The sequence below is a fragment of the Flavobacterium sp. AJR genome (assembly GCF_002156885.1).
Classification (GTDB): Bacteria; Bacteroidota; Bacteroidia; order Flavobacteriales; family Flavobacteriaceae; genus Flavobacterium.
This window is the reverse complement of the sequence record NZ_NCWQ01000004.1, coordinates 44,054-60,964: the sequence shown is the minus strand read 5'-3', so window position 1 is coordinate 60,964 and position 16,911 is coordinate 44,054. Positions and strand designations below refer to the sequence as shown.

The window sequence follows — 16,911 nt, the reverse complement described above, 5'->3', positions numbered from 1 at the left end:
ATTTCCAGCTGTCCGCTATATCTTTTTTGGTCCGAAAAAAGACCCAAAAAAGGATGCCGCTTCCATCTGGGCTAGAAACCTAGGTTTGCGATAATAGTTTTAAGTGATAGTTTTACAGTTTACACGAATTTTTATATAATAACACACATAAATACATTAAAATGAAATTCAGAATAGAAAAAGACACCATGGGAGAGGTGCAAGTTCCTGCAGAAAAATATTGGGGAGCACAAACAGAACGTTCTAGAAACAATTTTAAAATTGGCGCATCAGCATCGATGCCAAAAGAAATCGTAGAAGGATTTGCTTACTTAAAAAAAGCAGCTGCTTATGCAAACCATGATTTAGGTGTTTTACCAGTCGAAAAAAGAGATGCAATCGCAGCAGTTTGCGACGAAATCTTAGCAGGTAAACTAGACGACCAATTTCCGTTGGTAATCTGGCAAACAGGTTCAGGTACACAAAGTAACATGAACGTAAACGAAGTAATTGCAAACCGCGCACAAGTTTTAAAAGGATTTGAAATTGGCGAAGGAGAGCAATTCATCAAAGCTAATGATGATGTAAATAAATCACAATCATCAAACGATACTTTCCCAACAGGAATGCACATTGCAGCTTACAAAGCAGTAGTTGAAATTACTATTCCAGGAGTTGAGAAATTAAGAGATACACTTCACGCAAAAGCGGTAGAATATAAAAGTGTTGTAAAAATTGGTCGTACACACCTTATGGATGCAACACCACTTACTTTAGGGCAAGAACTTTCAGGATATGCTGCACAGTTAACTTATGGTATAAAAGCCGTTAAAAACACTTTAGCACACTTATCAGAAGTTGCTTTAGGAGGAACAGCAGTAGGAACAGGATTAAATACACCAGCAGGATACGATGTAAAAGTAGCAGCATATATTGCAGAGTTTACAGGACATCCATTTGTAACTGCTGAGAATAAATTTGAAGCACTTGCAGCGCACGATGCAATTGTAGAATCTCATGGAGCATTAAAACAATTAGCAGTTTCATTAAATAAAATTGCAAATGATGTACGTATGCTAGCTTCAGGACCACGTTCAGGAATTGGAGAAATCATCATTCCAGAAAACGAACCAGGTTCATCTATCATGCCAGGAAAAGTAAACCCAACACAATGCGAAGCATTAACAATGGTTTGTGCTCAGGTTATGGGTAACGATGTTGCGATTTCGGTAGGAGGAATGCAAGGACACTACGAATTGAATGTTTTTAAACCAGTAATGGCTGCAAACTTCTTGCAATCGGCTCGTTTATTAGGAGATGCTTGTATCTCGTTTGATGAGCATTGTGCACAAGGAATCGAACCAAATTACAAACGTATCAAAGAATTAGTAGACAATTCATTAATGCTAGTAACAGCTTTAAATACTAAAATCGGATACTACAAATCGGCAGAAATTGCTCAAACAGCACACAAAAACGGAACAACACTTAAAGAAGAAGCAGTTCGTTTAGGTTATGTAACACCAGAAGATTTTGATGCTTGGGTAAAACCAGAAGATATGGTTGGAAGCCTTAAATAATGAATTGTTAATTATGAATTGTTAATTAGGTCTCTACTCTGCCAAGGATGATAACCGCAATGTTGTCTCCCTGACGAAGGAAGGGTCTCCGCAAGTAACTCTACAACTTTTATGTAAAAATAAACCCCTGCAATCTGATTGCAGGGGTTTTGTTTTTCTGTCACCCTGAGCGGAGTCGAAGGGCAACTTATGTTTATTTAGATACAGTATTTCTTTTAAAATTGACACTCCGAAGAATGGGATCTCTCTATAATGCATCTTGAACAGTGGGTTTTAATTGTGGAGCTACTTGTAGAGACCCTTCCTTCGTCAGGGTGACAATATTGGGTTATTCTCTAGACAAACAAAGGATAATTAACAATTCACAATTTATAATTCACAATTATTTTCCGTCCACATAATCCTGTAAATAACTAAAACGTGGCGTAAGCTTTCCGTTTTCGGTCATTTTGGCTCTTTGTAGGATACCATCTTTATCGCCGTTAAAAAAGGCAGGGATTACGTGTTCCATAAATTGTTCACCAAAGCCTTCACTAGCATCTTTAGGAATCTCAGACGGTAAATTATCTACAGCCATTACTACAATTGCAGCAGGATGAAAAACATCAACTTCTTTGTCTTCTCCAGGGAAATAACCATATATAGGTTCCGCAATTGTCGATGCACGAAGCGTACAGGCAATAGGCCCATTTACATCACATGAAATATCGGCAACCACTTTTATCTTGCAATCTTTAGATTGAAGCATTTCTCTAGTTAATATTATTGGAGCGGCAGGCGAATGAAAATGTCCTGTGAAATAAACATCAGTTACTTTGGTGTATTTTTCAAAATCAGAAACGTATTCTTCAGGGTGTTCGTAAAAATCGGTATAATCTAAAACTTGTCCATCTTTACGCTTGTTATAATCCAATACGTTAAGTTGTACATAAACAGCCTGAGTATAATTTTTGGTTAAGTAATTATCTATAGTTACCTCTTTTATTTTAATGGCATCAAGAATTTCTTTAGCACCATTACCTACTTTTCCAGATCCGGTAATTACAAATTTTAAAGGTGGTAAAGTAATGCGTTTTAAATGAGCAATTAGTGCTTCTTTTCCAGATAAAGTTTCCGCTTTTGGTAATTTAAACAATTCAAATTTAATCCCAAATGCACGAATACCATTATATACACCAACAATTCCGGCATATCTTCCAAACCCAATAAGTCTGTTGTTCTGAGAATTTACTATTGTTTCATGGTCATATAATTCGATATTTTTTTCTAAAATAGCTTGCAATAATTTTCGATTGCCAGGTGACTTTTTTATAGTATGCGAAAAGAAAAAATAAGCTTTATTTGGAATTAAACTCTCAATAGGAACCTCTTTTACTCCAAATAGTACATCACAGTCCGAAACATCATCGGTAACTGTTATACCTAAACTTTGGTATTGAACGTCTGTAAAAATTCTAATATCTGAACTTTCTACTGCTACAGTAGCTTCAGGATAAAGTTGTTTAAGTCGAACCAGCTCACTTGGAGTAAATACAACTCTCCTGTCTGGTGGGTTTTTTCTTTCTTTTATAATTCCAAACTTCATTTATTACTGTTTAAATATTGTATTAATATAACTTTTTTACCTAAATTTGTTTTAAATATAACAAATATAGTTAAAATTTTGTTGTTTTTTTTGAAAAAAAATGAAATCAAATTTATTAAAACCTGATGTTCAATAGCCTGACGAAAATCAAGCTTAAAACTGTGTTAAAATCTTGAAATTTGCTTCAAAAACACAAATAAACAAAAGTATTCAATTCTATATATTTGTTTTCCTAGAATCCCACACATGAATTTCATTAAAAAAGCAAATATACCACAAATCCTTTTCCTTATTTTAGTTTTAAGCTCTTGCGGAAAAGATAAAAATACAAATGCAACCACAGCCGATACAGTAGAAGATACACTCCCTAAAATGAAGCCAATGCTTCAGGAAAAAAAACTGCCTGCAAATTATGTAACAGCTATAAAAAACAGAGTCGATTATTTTTATAATAGAAACTGGCCAAACAATACCATGAACGGAAGTTTTTTGGTAGCAAGAAATGGCGAGATTATTTATGAAAAATACGAGGGTTACGCAAATAAAAACGAAAAGACAGAGATAGATAAAGATACGCCGTTGCATATTGCTTCGGTAAGTAAAGTACTTACAGCAACTGCAGTTTTAAAATTGGTTAACGCGGGGAAAATTGACTTGGATCAGAAAGTAAATACAATCTTAAAAACATTTCCTTATCCAGATGTAACAGTAAGAATGCTGTTAAACCACAGAAGCGGAATGCGTAATTATGCTTATTTTACAGATAGAGATAAATCGATTTGGGACAGACACAACCAGTTAACCAATCAGGACATCCTAAATATAATGGCTACAAAAGATATTGGTTTAGAGTATAAAACCGATACACGTTTTACATACTGTAATACCAATTATGCTATGTTGGCTTTAATTATAGAAAAAATCACAGGACTTAATTATAAAGATGCAATGTCTCAGATGATTTTCAAACCGTTAGGAATGACGCATACTTATGTTTTTGATATTGATAAAGATAGAAAAACTGCTGTTCCATCTTATAAAGGAAATAATGTCGAAATAGGAATAGATTATCTGGATGCCGTTTACGGAGATAAAAACATTTATTCTACACCTCGTGATTTATTAAAATTTGATAGAGCCAGAAATGCGCTAGGTTTCTTAAAACCAGCATTACTTAAGCAAGTTTACGAAGGATATAGTAATGAGCGTAAAGGCGAGAAAAACTATGGACTTGGTATCCGAATGATCAATTGGTACTCAGGACAACACTTTTATTTTCATAATGGCTGGTGGCATGGTAATACCTCATCGTATATAACATTGCAAAAAGAGAATGTTACGATTATAGCATTGTCTAATAAGTTTACTCGTAAAACATATGCGGTTCGTAAATTGGCACCAATTTTTGGAGATTATCCTTTTGTTTTTAAGGACATAGAATAATAAATTGTAATAATAGATTTGGCATAAAAATTGTAATAAATATTTTTGATAATTAATGTCAAATGATGGTTCAAAAAGCGTAATTTTGCAATCTCAATTTTTTATTGAAAAAGAAATGGGGTCGACTGGTTTTGACAGCAAGTCGAATTGAACAGTAAGCACGTCGAGCATTGAGACCTTGCTCGTAAATATAAGATCTTACAATTTTACACGGCGAAAATAACTACGCTTTAGCTGCATAATCCGAATTATAGTAAGATTAAGCCACGTTCCTATCAGATAGGAAAGCTGGATTCTCCTTGAAAGCCTTGGTTTGTGGCGGTCAGTACAGGGGAACCGTAAAAATAAACCTAGATTTCCATGAGCTTCGGGTGGATTTCGAAATTAAGAAGATAAGTGTTGAGTGGTTGTTCCTGACCTAGCTTAACAACGAAAATCCAATCAGGAAATAAACGTGTAGAAAGCTCTTTAGTTGCTTGTTTGGACCCGAGTTCGATTCTCGGCGACTCCACAAAAAAGGGAAGATATTTAAATATATCTTCCCTTTTTTTATACCAGGTATTTTTTACTATCAATGAGTAATGATTAAGAACGCTTCTCATTGTAGGTGTTCGACAGATGTTGTTTTGATTGTATAAATTGCTATCGAATACCATATTTATAAATTCCTTTTTTTGTAAAGTGTTTGATTTAGGTATAATAACAGAGACTATTAAACAAATTATAACGGCCTAAAGATTTTTTTCAATATAGTTGATAATATCTATAATTATTTCGTCTACTGCATTTGCTTCAGGGTTAAATAAAGTTCCGTCAAAATATTTGGCATCACCACCATTTCCGGTAGGAGAACGATGATGTACATCGATAGATTTTCTCCAAAATTCAGCGTGATTTTTCCACTCCTCCTTATTTACCAAAGCCGGTTCTGTGAACCAAAGATTCCATGACAAAGTATTTCCTGCCTGAAGCATATTTCCTGAACCAAGATTAAATGCTTTCATTATTAATTGATTAAAATCATCAACTATTTTATCTTTAGTTAACTTAATATCTCCAATTTCAACTGCAAGGTAGGCTGTAGCAAATGCTTCATCATTATGTAATGCAAACGTCGGATTAGAGAATTCAGGATTTAATCCGTGTATCACTTCAAAAATAGGCTGATTAGGATCATTCTGTTTGTGCGTAGTAACTCTTATTGCATTTTCTTTATTCAATGGGAATTTCGGAAAACTATACTCCAGCAGAGGCCAAACGTCTTTTATCTTATCGCCTTGTTTTTCATTTGGTGTTAACCAAATTTTGCCTTCAACTGTCATGTCTATTGCAATTTCTTTTGTCACTTCGTTAACCCAACCTCTTTGTCCGGTAACAGTAACCTCTACATTTATACAAATTTCATCTTTAAGCCAGACTCCTTGCTGAGGACAGATAACAGAATATACTCTTCCTTCATCAGTATAACCGGCTCTGGAAATATATGGCGCAAATTGCTGATAACATCTTTTCGGATTAGGACTGCCTTTTTGTGTTTCCCAACTAAACTCTGGCCACTTTACACCGAGCTGACGTTGTAAAAAATTAATATTATCCATATTACCTAACATCGGTAAAGAGGTAAGATCTCGGGTTGGATATAACATAGGTGAACCCGCTGGTGGAAATCCGCCAACCCATCCGATTGGAATGGGTGAATTTTCATTGTTTTGCATGATTTGAAGACTTTTTTGGTTTAAGTAATAAATCTAGCCCAAAATATAATCTTACATCCACGTAGAATTACCCGTTTTATTTTTTAATGCAATATTTGAAGCTATCAAAAAAAGTTGAAAGGGGATGAGGTGTTCGATTTTAGTCCTATCGACTCCACAAACAAAAAATCCTGTAAACATTGTTTACAGGATTTTTTTGTTTTTAGATAGAATCTATCTTGGTCTCAAAATATTTACATATAGTTATATAAAAAGCCACTCTTTGCGGGAGTGGCTTTTAGAAAGGCATAAAGAATACTAATTCTATTTAAAAAAATAACCAATCGATATTTGAAAAACTCTATTTTTCATGTCATTGTTAATGAAATAATTTACATCACTTTCTTTAAAGACATTAGAATAAGAAATATTATATCTCGCATCGGCATAGAATTTATCTTTAAATTGATAACCCAAACCAAAATTTAAAGAAGTATCTACACCACTTGAATATCCTTTTAAGTTAAAATTGTCATGATTCTCATAGCCTAAAAAATTATCTTGGTATTTATTATTTGCTTTTAAGAGTATTCCTATCTGAGGACCAGCTTGTATGCTTAATCCTTCTAGGACATAATATTTTAGGATAAGCGGAATATTTAAATAGTTCAATTTAATAGTGCTTTTATAGTTAGAATTTGTTACATCGCTATCAGAAAAAGAAACCTTTGTTCCTTGCTGACTGTATAATAATTCTGGTTGAAGCGAAAAGTTTTTCGATATAGGAACTTCAACCATAATCCCTCCTGTAAATCCTGTTTTACTAGATGAGTTCAATTCGCTTTCATCAAAATTAAGACTAGCGATATTTAAACCTGCTTTTACGCCTAATTTAACTTTTTGACTTTGAGCCATAATAGGCACACCCAAAAAAAGTGTACATATAATTAACATATATTTTTTCATATTTGTTGTTTTAAGAATGGTAACTCTCAATGGGAGAGTTACCATCGTTTTATCTGTAAATTTGTTAGTTCTTAACAACCTTGGCGGTATATTTCTTACCCTGTACATTGCAGTCTAAAACATAAACTCCAGGAGTTAATCCGCTTACATTTATATTAGACGGAATACTTGTATATGTTTTACTCCATACAGCTTTACCATCGATTGCATAAATATTGATTTGGGCTTCTCCTTCAACTTTATCTGCCAAGAAGATATTTACAATATCAATTGCTGGGTTAGGGAATACTCTAAAAGCATTTGTTATTTTTCCAACAAGCATACCTTTTGAATCAAATGGTGCTGAAATACTATTACATCCATTATTATTGGTCACTTGTAGGCTATAATCTCCTTCCCAAATTGTAACTATAGATTTTTCAGTTGCATTTGGTATAGGTCTTCCGTTTAAGAACCATTGGTACGAAACAGCATCGGCTGAAGCGGTTAACTTTTTATCAGCAACTACCTGAATTTCAGGTGTAATGTTTTCAAGAATTGAGATGGTAGTACTAAAAGTTTTACCAATGCCATTTTCATTATAAACAGTTACATAATATTCTCCACTTTTAGTTGTAGTGTAAGTTGGTTCTGTTGAGCCATCAAACCATTCGTACGATTTGTAATCTCCCGGAGATAATACAACTTCAGGACCACAAACATTTCCACTTGCTAAATCAGATTTGAAAGTATCAAATGTTGCAGTTATAGTTTCTGTAAGTGTACATCCATTTTTCATTACTGCTGTTACGGTATAATCACCCGCTTTATTTATCTCAATACCATTAGTAACATCCCCTGTGTTCCATTTGTAGGAAGTAACATTTAGTTTATTGGCATTAAAATTAGTTTGAGCATCGATGTACAGCTTTTTACCAGCATATCCATGTATTGTTGAGGTGTTAAATATTTTGAAATCTGATGATACCTCCTGATATATATAATTTTTTATTTCGTTGTTTTGTGGAATAGCATCATTATCTAATTTAGCATTAATATTGAATACATGAGAGTCACCGCTTGTATCAAGTTTAGGCTGTTTTTTGAAAATATATTCGATGCTTTCGCCAACAGGGATTCCTGCTTCAACAAATTCTGAAATACTTTCAAGCGTATTGATATATTCTAAATTTAGTTGAATTGCATTTCCATTAATTGGAGTTTGCCCTTCATTGGTTAACTTCAGTTTAACTTCAGATCCACCACATACATCTTTTGGAGACAATATTTGTACTGATACATCTAGAATAGGGTTAGTGATTACTTTTAAATCATCAAGCACCATATAAGAATAACCGCTTGTCAATGAATGTCTAAATCGTAGCATGATAGATTTTCCTTTATATTTATCTAAATTCACAACTCCTTTTTGCCATTCTTTATCTGAATTCATTACTTCTTTAGTAGTTTTCCATGCTTCATTCCATTCGCCTCCTACAGTTTTAACATCTACAATAAAGGTATTGTTGGCATTACTTTCGATTGCGTAATAAAACTCCATAGCAGTTGCACTTTCAGGTAACTTATACATAGGGAGGATTAAATCTCCATAGTTAGATCCATTTTCTAACGGGTGGTAAAGCATTTTTGCAGCAGCATCTCCTGTATGATCTTTAACAGGAATACCTAAGTATTTATTATCAGGTTTAACTACTACTCCCCATGGAAAAGTTCTATCACTTTGACTTGAAACAAATCCTTTTGTTCCAAATAACACTCCTTCAGGTATAGTTGAGAAAGTTTCAATGTTTAAGTCTGGAGCCTTTGCAATAACTTCAAAAGCTTTTGTAAGACTTTCTATCAGAGCCTTTGGTTGTCCGTCTGTAAATACTTTTACGTTAATTTCATAATTTCCAGCAGCAAGCTGCGGAATACCATTTATTTTATAAACAAGAGTTTGATATTGCAATAGCGGGCTATTTTTTTCCAACAGAATTGGTTCTCCCACTGCAGCACCGTCTTTGGTAATTTGATATTCGATAGAAACGTTGCCAATATTAGCGTATGATGAATTTCTTGCACTTATATAAAATTCATGTGAAGGTGCATCTTCGTAAACATTTTCGGCTACACTTAAATTTGACAGCTCTAAATAATCTGCTGTTTCTTTAATTTTAATATTATCTACTGCAAAACCATTAGCAAATAATCCGTTATCATCATGTACAAATGCTACAAGAACACAAGGATTTCCTGCATAAGGGCTTAAATTCACATGATATTCTATCCAATTAGCAACATAAGGCATTTTAAATATTGTTTCCCAAGTTCCACCTCCATCTGTACTTACTTTTACATATCCGTCAGAATCTCTTAGCCCATCTCCAAAGCCATCAAATATTAAATGTGCTTCTTTGTAATTACTTAAATCGAACACAGGTGAGATCAACATATCATTTGAAGAGTCACAATTGCATTTATCATCGTTACTCGCCATAAAATTTGTATGGTCTGCTACTTGCCACGCTGGAGAACGTAAATCTTTACCTAATCCATGTTGCCAACCTGTAGCATTTTTATTTTCAGAAGTTCTCCAGCCTTTATATTTGGTTGCATCTTCAAAATCCATTGTATATGGAAGTACTGCTACTTTCATATCTTCATTGTTCCAATTGTCGTAGCCAAATGTGATAGAATTATTTTCAGGTTTATCATCCAGAGTCATATCTTCAGGAAAAACTGAAACTGTAACAGTATTTTGGCCTATGCTTTTTAAATTAATATTTGAAATAGAATAGGTTAGTGTATCTCTATATTTAGTAAATGCTAATGTTGTTTTTTCGGTTTTTGAAAAAACTTCATTTTTTTCATTATCAAGAATTTTTACTGTAACATTAACCTGTTCATTAGTAGTCATGAAATTGTTAATGATCTTAGTCTTTATGGTTATGTTATCATTGTTAATAGTACAGGTACCAGCATCTAAGTTTGCAGCTATAACTTCTAAATCATAAGGGGCATTACTCACACGAATATTGTCTATAAAAGCACCTAAATAATTGCTATTATATTTATCTGTAACTACTCTAAAACGGATTGCAGCTTTTTTACCAGCAAGTTCATTTAAACGGATAGCATATGGTTTTTTATCAGTAGCATTATTAATTCCGCTAAACCATGGTCCTGTTACTAAATCATTGTAGTGTAAATTTTCTGGATAATCAATACCGGTCACTTTTTTCCAGTTTTGACCTTTATCTTCAGAATACTCCACAATTAGTCCGTCATATCCTTTAGAAAACAAATGGATCATATCAAACTCAACATACGGAGAGATAATATTTGTAAAATCAAATATTGGAGATTCTAAAGTAAAATCAGCATTTGTAGGTATTCTTTCAGATGTACCATAAGTTACAGTACCCCACAAATATTTCGATTTTGTATCTCTAAATGAAATAACAGACGTCTGTTGCCATACAAATTTTTGATTTGTAAGTATTGATTTTGAAAACCAACCTCCTGGTGTTTTTTCGAAATCCTGATAATATGGTAATTGAGTTACAAGTCCATTGTAAACTGCATTTGTCGTACTGTTATTAGTTGTTACTGGATCTTGACTGTAGGTCACAAAAGCTTCATACGTATGCAATCCAGCTGCAGATAAATCGATAGTACTATCAAAAGAAATTGTCATTTCTGAGTTCCCTTTAAAAGCAGTAGCTAGTGTAATATCTTTCCAGATAGTTTGATTTCCTGAAAGTGTATTAAGATATCCTACTTTTAGCTGAGCCCCAGCAGGTATATCCAGGCAGCCTAAATTGTAAATAGTAATAGCTAATGGATGACTTGCTGATAATGCTTCGCCTGAATACGCTGGAAGATTTAATCCTACAAGTTTAAGGTCGAAATCTTTTTGCGCTGGAGGAACGACTAAACTTGCAATAAAAGATATGCCGTCTTTTGTACCAAACTCTGCAATAGGTTTAAAATCTAGTTTAATTTCTACATAATTTACGGTAGTCGCACTTATTATGTAAGGAAGTTTATCTTGAATTTTTATAGTTGTTTCTTCACCAATTCCCAGATCTTTATCAAGATTAATAGCATTATTGTTGGTGTAAATAGTATTAAACCTTCCGCCAAAACCCGTAGTCATTAATCTTAATTTATAATTTAAGGGGTCACTTGCTTTAATTACTGTAGTCCCTGTATTTTTTATTTTAATATAAAATGGCTCATCCCCTTTTAAGGAACCACAAGCAACAGAAGGTTTTTCAACCGCTACAAGAGCTATTTGTGTATCTGCATATGCTGCTCCAATACCAATAGCGTACCAAGCATTAGTAACTTGCTTGTATTCTTCAGAACCTAATCCGTACAAATCTTCAGTAACCATTAAAGTTGCTTGGCGCATATCGTTAAAGTTTGAAGAAGGAGATAAATACTCCGTAAGAGTTATGTATGCAATTTTTTCTGCTTTGGCAAGACCAATTGCTTTAACATCGTAACTGTTATTAAGGTCATTTACGCCTTGGCCACCTTCACTTAAAAGGTAAAACCAGTAATTAGTAATTCCGCTATTAATATGTACACCTCCATTATCGTAATTAACTGCTAATGGATTTGCCCAATTTACCCCTCCGTAAGTGTCAGGTTGCCCTTGAGCTTTAGGGTTAGACATGCTTCTCATACTGCCATGTGTGTAAAGTTCATTACCCAACATCCAAATATCTTCTTTTTTGTCTTTTCCAACATAAAATTCAACAGCTACACCGAAGATATCACTGAAAGATTCATTCATAGCACCCGATTCACCTTGGTAGATTAATCCAGCCGTGAAACGTGTTACTCCATGAGTTAATTCATGTGCAGTAATCCCTAAACCAACATAAGGTGTGTTATAACCATCTCCAAATTGTGCCCAACCACCAGTCCAGGAAGCATTATCTACATTAGTGCCTAAATGGGCAAGACCAATAATTGTCATTCCTTTGTCATCGATACTATTTCGGTTAAATCTGTCACCATAATATTCTATGGTTTTTTGCATACCCCAATGAATATCTAATGCAACCTCATCATTATCTTTATTATGCAGTTCATTCCAAATGTTATCTTCGTCAATAAAATCAGTAATCACTTCATCTGAAGCCTGATTTGCATGATTCATGTTCATAGTATACATCGGAACATTGTATTTCCCTTGCAACCCTTCTAATCTGTATCCATCAGCATATTGCTTGGTATTAAAACTTACTTCTCCGGCATATCGTGATTTACCTTTACCCAAGCTTTGGGTTTGGCTTTGATTTGTAATGTTAGCATCTCGACTTAAATCTATAGTAAGGATTATTTTTCCAGTATTTGCATCAACATAAATTGTCTGGCTAGATTGCGGATTGGTAGCAAAAATATCGTATTTCCAAGCTAGGTAATATTCCTTTAGTTCAGAAGAAAAGTTAGGCCCAACATAAACTAATTCCCCTTGTGGTTTAGCGCTTATCTTTTTGTCCAGTAAAGCACCTAATTTTTTACTTTCCCAAATATATTGTTTAGCATTTACGGTTCTAAGCGCATTTTCTAAAGCTGTTGCGGCATTTATTTTATAATTGCTGTTTGCAGACAATTTTTTAGCTGTATAACCAAATGCATCAATCTTAGTTTTATTTTCTCTAACCTTATATATTGCACCTTCAACAGGAACAGAGTTATGCAATTGCTGATAAGTGGCGAGAGTTCTTCCATGATTATCAGAAATTGATTTTAATTGCATTTTATCAGAAGTAGATAAATCAAAATCTCCTTTTTTAACTTCAAATAAATTTTTCACAGTTAAATTTGAAGATTTTGCAAAAGACTTAACTTTTGTGCGAACTGTGTCTTGCGGATTTGTTTTCTCAGTAGCATTAGTTAGTTTTTCCACAAATAACTTTTGGCTCTGTTGTACTTGTTTTGTCACAGCTTCACTTTCTGTAGCAGAAAGTTCTTTGCCATTTATAATTTCTTCTTTTGGCATGAAGAGATTATTGGCATCTTTATCCTGATTAGAATTAGGATCGCTAGTTTTTTTAGAAACTTGTTCCTTTGTTTCGTCAGGTGCTCCCAAGGCGGTTTTCACGCCATCATTTTTGATATTTTGAAGAGGTGACTGGGCCATTCCGACGGAACAGGCCAAGAAACTTAACAAAATAAACAAATACCTGGTTTTGAAGTAAATTTGATTCATTCTTTTAAATTTAAAATTAATACTTAGAGTTTGTTTGGTTAATAGTCATTATGCTTCTATGGTTAATAGCAAACCATAAAAAGCATTTTCTGAAGCATCAATTTTGGGGTTGATTTTCAGAATCTTCATTCGTTATTTTCTTCAGAATCTTTAAGAGGATTTTCTTTTTTGCTTTTGTTTCTTCTAAAAGCTCTTCTAAACTTTTAGGAGGGACATTTTTCTTCTTCCGATTCATTACTAGATTTATTTACATCGCTTTCGTAAATGTAGAACGGAGGTAGGTGTTTTTGATAAAAAAGGACTATTACAAAAACACTCTGAGGTAAAAAACAGTCACTAAAAAAACACTCATAAATTTATAAGTATAAGTAAGTCATGAAGTTAGTTCTGATTTAATATTTCATTAAATCAGATTAAAATGTATTGAGATAAGTAGAAAGATTTACCTTTTCATTGGTTAATTCAAACTTTTTGCGAAGTCTTGTACGGGCATTTTCGATAGATTTGAAAGATTGCCCCGTTATTTGAGAAATTTCTTTTGTGCTTAAATCCAGATATAAAAGGGCACACAATCTGCGGTCTTTTGGAGTAAGTGTGGGATAATCGACAGTTAATTTGTCAAAAAAGGATTGATGAACCTGCTCGAAACTGATTTCAAATTCTTTCCAGATATCGATATTCAAATTCTTTTCCAAACGCTTTAATACTATATCGATAGCTTGCTGCATTTCTTTATTAATAGTTTTGAGTTTAATCTGTTTAAGGTCGGTAAGGATTTCGTTAATGCTATCTGTGCGATGTATTTCTGCCATAGCTTTCCCTATGAGAACCTTATTTTTGGCATCCAGGTTTTGCTTTAAGGCTTGCATCTTTGTTTTTAATTTCTCTTTTTCGAGTTGATTTTTGATATTCCTGTTTCTGTATTTTATCAAAAAAATAATTAAAATCAATATGCCGACAACTAATATCAATCCAACTACAGAGTACTTAAATAATTTCTTTTCTTCAATAAGTGTTTTTATTTGGGCGCGTACTTTGTAGTCCTGTTCTAGCTTTATTTTTTCTAGGTTTACTGCCTTTTCTTCTACATGTATACTATCATTTATCGCATTATATTTTTCAAAATAATGGACAGCATTTTTATAACCCTGTTTACTTACATATACTTGATAAAGCATTTTGTTGAGGTTTAAAACCGAAAAAGTATATTCATTTTCACTACATAATTCTAATGCCTTTTTTGCATTTACAATTGCAGCATCATAATTTTTTTCTTTTAACTTATAATCAGAATAAGATTCATAGACAAAAGCTTGTATTAAATTATCAACAGGCTCTTTTAATAGAGAAAAAGCGCGATCAAAATAATAGTCAGCATGTGTTTTATCATTTTTTAAAACATAAGTTCGGGCTAAATTGGTGTTGACATAGACTTTTAAAACATTATCTTTTATGGTCGCATTTATTAAATCGGCTTTGTGATAGTAATACAAAGAAGAGTCTAAATTTTTACTTAAGTAAGTAGTACCTATATTATTTAAAATTTTTACAAGCTTAACAGGATCGTTCTTAGTCTTTTGATAGCGATATACATTTAAAAAGTATTTTAATGCTTTTTCTTTGTTTTTTCCTTGCGCATAAATAATCGCAAGATTGTTTTCTACTTTAGATACTTCCTCATGATTACCGTTATTTTTATAAATCTCATACGCTTTTAAGTAGTATTGTAAAGCAATATCTAAGACCTCTTTAGAAGAATACATTTTGCCTGCTGTAGTATAAACAGAAGCCAAAGTGAGTTCTGATTCTTTAGCTTTTTTTGCCTCTGCTTCGGCTAATTCGATATACTTAATAGCTCTGTCCCAATCAGAATTTTGAAGGTTTAGTGCTATTTTGCGGCACAACTCTACTTTTTTCTGATTATCGTTAATGCTATTTAAATTATCAATCAGTTCTTGTGTTGAAGACTGAGAATGAATATTAATAGAAAGAAAAAGAAAAAACAAGGGAAAGAGTCGTGCCATCATAATATAAAAATGCTAAAGATGAATTTCAAATTTAAATAAAAAATAGGATTAGTATGACAATAAGATGTAAATCTTGTTAAAGTATCTAATTATTAATCGTGATTTACCATTTGAAGGAAAAGAATCAATTGTAGATCTCTATTTTTTTCAAATGTTTATTGGTAAACCTGAAAATCGAATCTGAAAAATACGGTATTTGCTTGTAACTCATTCAATCCAAAACTAAAAAATCCTGTAAATAGTGTTTACAGGATTTTTTAGTTTTTCTAGAGTTATAATATTTAAATGTGATCTTTTCAGAATTTCTTAGAAACATAATATTTCGTGGTAACATTTTTGAACTATGTTTTTCTTTAAAAATAATCAAGTAGTGTTTTATTCTTTTACCAAACCTGATATACTTTCATCAGCAGACGGATGATCACTACTAAAAATTTTATAATCTGTAATTTCGTGATTTTTGTTTAGTATAAATATAATACCAATTTGGTCAGCCCTACTTAAATTACAAATTAGTAGTAAACTACTTCCATTTGAAACTTTACCTAAAACATTTATGCCTTTATCATCATCAGTATATTCTCCAATTGAGTCATGAAACAATTTGTACACATCGCTTGAATGGCTTTTAGAAAATAAGATATTTTCCACATCCTTTTCATCAATAAATGTAGTGTTTGAAGTAGTAAACTCATCTGATTCTAAGTATGATTTTAAATTTACATTGTCACTGACTGGAATTGTTTTTTTAATAATATATTCGAGTCTATCTGTAGATGACATTTTTTCTTCATTAGGAGGGGTAAACTGATCGACAATTTCAAATTTCCCTTTATCATTAACCTTATAATTAACATAAGGATGAAAAGGTTTTCCTGACTCTATTTGGCAGTGAATAACTCCCTTTTTGTCTATATACACTTTGGATGTACATTGACAGATTTGTTGATTGAATTTTGATAAATCTAGAAAGTCTATTAGTTCGTCTTTTGAATTATAATTTAATAATATAAAAGTTTCTGGGGTAGTAACAATTAATGTATTGAAATCTGAATGCAAATTGATTCTTCGCTTAATAATTAAGTACTCAATCGATTCTTTAGTTAGGAAATGAGATTTCTTAAATCGTTGTTCAGTCTCTTTATCAAATTTCTTGTTATTTACGAATATTTGATTATATTTTTCTTTATCCTTTACATAATCTCTCCATTCTTCTCCAAACTGCTCATTATCATCTTTGAGAAATAAAGTATCTTTAACAGTAATCAATTTTATACTTTTAATATTGAAATCATTACTATTCTCTTTTATCTTTGAATCGTTTTTACATCCAAAAAAAATAAATAAACTTAAAATCGTAAGTCTATAAATAATACTATTCATAATAATTAAATATAATTTTATCTTCCTTTTTAAATGATTAGATAAT

8 protein-coding genes and 1 other RNA gene are annotated in these 16,911 nt (G+C 32.5%); 3 read left to right on the top strand and 6 right to left on the bottom strand.

Annotated elements, in window-relative coordinates:
- Positions 1-161 precede the first annotated feature (161 nt).
- Positions 162-1,559: a class II fumarate hydratase gene (fumC, locus tag B8T70_RS01990; protein ID WP_039115986.1), complete on the top strand. Its 1,398-nt coding sequence runs from the start codon at positions 162-164 to the stop codon at positions 1,557-1,559.
- Between the two features lie 382 nt (positions 1,560-1,941).
- Here fumC and B8T70_RS01985 read toward each other — a convergent pair whose 3' ends face one another.
- On the bottom strand, positions 1,942-3,144 hold the full coding sequence (locus tag B8T70_RS01985; RefSeq protein WP_039115985.1) for an NAD(P)-dependent oxidoreductase: 1,203 nt from the start codon (positions 3,142-3,144) through the stop codon (positions 1,942-1,944).
- A 246-nt stretch (positions 3,145-3,390) separates the two neighbouring features.
- Here B8T70_RS01985 and B8T70_RS01980 point away from each other — a divergent pair, with 246 nt between their 5' ends.
- Both B8T70_RS01980 and ssrA read left to right on the top strand, forming a co-directional pair.
- On the top strand, positions 3,391-4,587 hold the full coding sequence (locus B8T70_RS01980) for a serine hydrolase (RefSeq protein WP_039115984.1): 1,197 nt from the start codon (positions 3,391-3,393) through the stop codon (positions 4,585-4,587).
- 117 nt (positions 4,588-4,704) lie between these two features.
- Positions 4,705-5,101, top strand: a transfer-messenger RNA (tmRNA) gene (gene ssrA / locus B8T70_RS01975).
- 217 nt (positions 5,102-5,318) lie between these two features.
- Here the strand turns inward: ssrA and B8T70_RS01970 are convergent.
- The 5 genes from B8T70_RS01970 to B8T70_RS01950 form a co-directional block, all read right to left on the bottom strand.
- The gene (locus B8T70_RS01970; protein WP_086893727.1) at positions 5,319-6,302 is read right to left on the bottom strand and encodes a hypothetical protein; all 984 of its coding nucleotides are present in this window, start codon (positions 6,300-6,302) and stop codon (positions 5,319-5,321) included.
- 303 nt (positions 6,303-6,605) lie between these two features.
- Positions 6,606-7,247 carry a porin family protein gene (locus tag B8T70_RS01965; protein ID WP_165763178.1) on the bottom strand — a complete coding sequence of 214 codons (642 nt, stop codon included), beginning with the start codon at positions 7,245-7,247 and terminating at the stop codon, positions 6,606-6,608.
- Positions 7,248-7,311: 64 nt separating this feature from the next.
- A complete protein-coding gene (locus B8T70_RS01960) occupies positions 7,312-13,455 on the bottom strand; it encodes a M4 family metallopeptidase (protein ID WP_086893725.1) in 6,144 nt (2,047 codons plus the stop codon).
- A gap of 413 nt (positions 13,456-13,868) precedes the next feature.
- A complete protein-coding gene (locus B8T70_RS01955) occupies positions 13,869-15,482 on the bottom strand; it encodes a tetratricopeptide repeat protein (RefSeq protein WP_086893724.1) in 1,614 nt (537 codons plus the stop codon).
- Positions 15,483-15,857: 375 nt separating this feature from the next.
- Complete coding sequence (locus B8T70_RS01950; RefSeq protein ID WP_086893723.1) at positions 15,858-16,865, bottom strand: hypothetical protein; 1,008 nt, start codon at positions 16,863-16,865, stop codon at positions 15,858-15,860.
- Between the last annotated feature and the right edge of the window lie 46 nt (positions 16,866-16,911).

Excerpts from the sequence above, each read along its gene's own strand:
- fumC (WP_039115986.1), top strand. The coding sequence starts at position 162 with ATGAAATTCAGAATAGAAAAAGACACCATGGGAGAGGTGCAAGTTCCT.
- B8T70_RS01985 (WP_039115985.1), bottom strand. The coding sequence starts at position 3,144 with ATGAAGTTTGGAATTATAAAAGAAAGAAAAAACCCACCAGACAGGAGA.
- B8T70_RS01980 (WP_039115984.1), top strand. The coding sequence starts at position 3,391 with ATGAATTTCATTAAAAAAGCAAATATACCACAAATCCTTTTCCTTATT.
- B8T70_RS01970 (WP_086893727.1), bottom strand. The coding sequence starts at position 6,302 with ATGCAAAACAATGAAAATTCACCCATTCCAATCGGATGGGTTGGCGGA.
- B8T70_RS01965 (WP_165763178.1), bottom strand. The coding sequence starts at position 7,247 with ATGAAAAAATATATGTTAATTATATGTACACTTTTTTTGGGTGTGCCT.
- B8T70_RS01960 (WP_086893725.1), bottom strand. The coding sequence starts at position 13,455 with ATGAATCAAATTTACTTCAAAACCAGGTATTTGTTTATTTTGTTAAGT.
- B8T70_RS01955 (WP_086893724.1), bottom strand. The coding sequence starts at position 15,482 with ATGATGGCACGACTCTTTCCCTTGTTTTTTCTTTTTCTTTCTATTAAT.
- B8T70_RS01950 (WP_086893723.1), bottom strand. The coding sequence starts at position 16,865 with ATGAATAGTATTATTTATAGACTTACGATTTTAAGTTTATTTATTTTT.